3 protein-coding genes are annotated in these 1,697 nt (G+C 57.1%); all 3 read right to left on the bottom strand.

Features of this window, described 5'->3' with window-relative positions; genetic code table 11:
- Positions 1-539, bottom strand: a 539-nt coding sequence (locus ACZ6ZQ_RS38525) for a TetR/AcrR family transcriptional regulator (protein WP_469773189.1), incomplete at its 3' end; no start/stop codon positions are given.
- Positions 536-1,216 carry a cupin domain-containing protein gene (locus ACZ6ZQ_RS38520; RefSeq protein ID WP_004574802.1) on the bottom strand — a complete coding sequence of 227 codons (681 nt, stop codon included), beginning with the start codon at positions 1,214-1,216 and terminating at the stop codon, positions 536-538. The genes ACZ6ZQ_RS38525 and ACZ6ZQ_RS38520, both read right to left, overlap by 4 nt.
- Positions 1,217-1,580: 364 nt before the next feature.
- The coding region (locus tag ACZ6ZQ_RS38515; protein WP_469773190.1) for a DNA-3-methyladenine glycosylase I at positions 1,581-1,697 on the bottom strand (117 nt) is incomplete at its 5' end.

Genomic DNA, 1,697 nt, shown 5'->3' with positions numbered 1-1,697 from the left:
CCGCGTGACGACCGCATGCCACGGCCCACCATCATCGAGCCTTCCAACGCGCACAAGAATGCCTCTGCGAGAGCCTCTGGGGTGGAATTCGAGGTGATCAGCGCGGCACGCTGACCATCGGCAACGACAAGAGTCAACCAGTCGAGATTGACTTTAAAGAATCGCTCGACCTCGCTCACAACGGCGTCCGGCAGCGAGTCCGACTCGGCACCCAACATGCCGCAGACACAAAGGCGCCGGTCCTTGGCGAAGGTGCGTTCGAAAAGTGCCGCATACGCAGTTAGCCTGTCAGGCGCTTTCGCATGCTGCCCTTCGATGCTCAGCAACTCCTCACGAAACCGGTGCGTGTAGCGCTGTGCGACCACGGCCACGAGTTCACCCTTCTTGGGAAAGTGGTGGTGGATACTTGGTTTTTTGATGCCTACCAACTGGGCCACGTCGTCGTATGAGAAGCCGTTGTAGCCGTGCTGCTGTACCAACCCTTCAGCGGCATCGACCACCCGCTCGGCGGTCGGCGAGATTTCGGAGAAATGCTTCATGCAAGCGCCTCATTTGATTCGGCGACTGGCAGGTGGCCTGTCTTGACCAGGATGGTGCAGCCTGTATTGCTGAAGGGACGGTGAGCACTCAAATGCGGACTGCGCATCCATGTGCCGGTAGGGTAGCTTCCGAACTCATCCTCAAAGACGCCTTCCAACACATAGATTTCTTCACCGCCGTAGTGACGATGCGAATTGAATCGTGTCCCCGGGGCCCAGCGCACCAAAGCCGTATGTTGTGTGTCGAACTCAGAAAGTGGCATCACCGACAGACCCGGCACGAGGCCTGGAAACCAGGGGCCGTTACGGGTGTCGACCACGGTGCGTTGGCTGTCGGCTAGATCAAGATGGCGCAGCTTGACGAACAACGTGCAACCCGTCGCGGAGCTCGGTGCATGCGAAGAACCTGGTGGATTCTTGATGTAAGTCCCAGGCCCGAAGGTCCCGGATTCGTCGCTGAATTCGCCGTCCAGGACCAGAATCTCCTCGCCCAAGTCGTGCTTATGATTTTCAAAAGCGGAGCCCGGCGCGTATCGCACGATCGAGGTGGCACGCGCCACTTCGTCGCCATCACGCTCCAGTAACTGGCGTTGAATCCCGGTCGCTGGCGAATCGACCCACTGTAAGCTTGAAGGCTCGACGACAACACGCTGCGAAAGATCTGAATTGAGTTTCATGGCTTTATTTCATCTACCGACTACTTGGTAGGTAAGTTATAAGATCCCGATTTGTTTGTCAAATAGCTTTCGCCATTTTCTTTCATCCATTGAAAAAACAATGAATTGGTTACAAGAACTCGCGAAGCTTAGCGTACGATTTTTTCCGAATTCTGCGGTTCCCCCTTCTACGAACCCGCTGGCTCGCGGCACTTTGAATCGAGCAATGCCAGCCAGACCCAACCGGCCAAATTGCTGGTGGTGATGGTGATGGACGACAAGGCCGACGTACTCACGCCGCTGCCACACTAACCCGCGCCACCGCCCCCTCCTGTGGGAGCTGGTTTGCCTGCTCCCACCGTTTTAACCGCGCACAGTCAGTGGCTCAGGGTCGTTTGAAGTGGTGGCGCAGGTGTTCGATTCGAGGCCGGCAGGCACAGCCTTCAAGATGATCGTTGACCATGCCCATCGCCTGCATGAACGCATACAGGGTGGTCGGCCC

It is taken from the genome of Streptomyces sp. NPDC053673, assembly GCF_055585225.1.
The sequence above is the reverse complement of the archived record's forward strand: the minus strand, read 5'-3'. Positions and strand labels throughout refer to the sequence as shown.

Coding starts and splice junctions, on each gene's coding strand:
- ACZ6ZQ_RS38520 (WP_004574802.1), bottom strand. CDS start 1,216: ATGAAACTCAATTCAGATCTTTCGCAGCGTGTTGTCGTCGAGCCTTCA.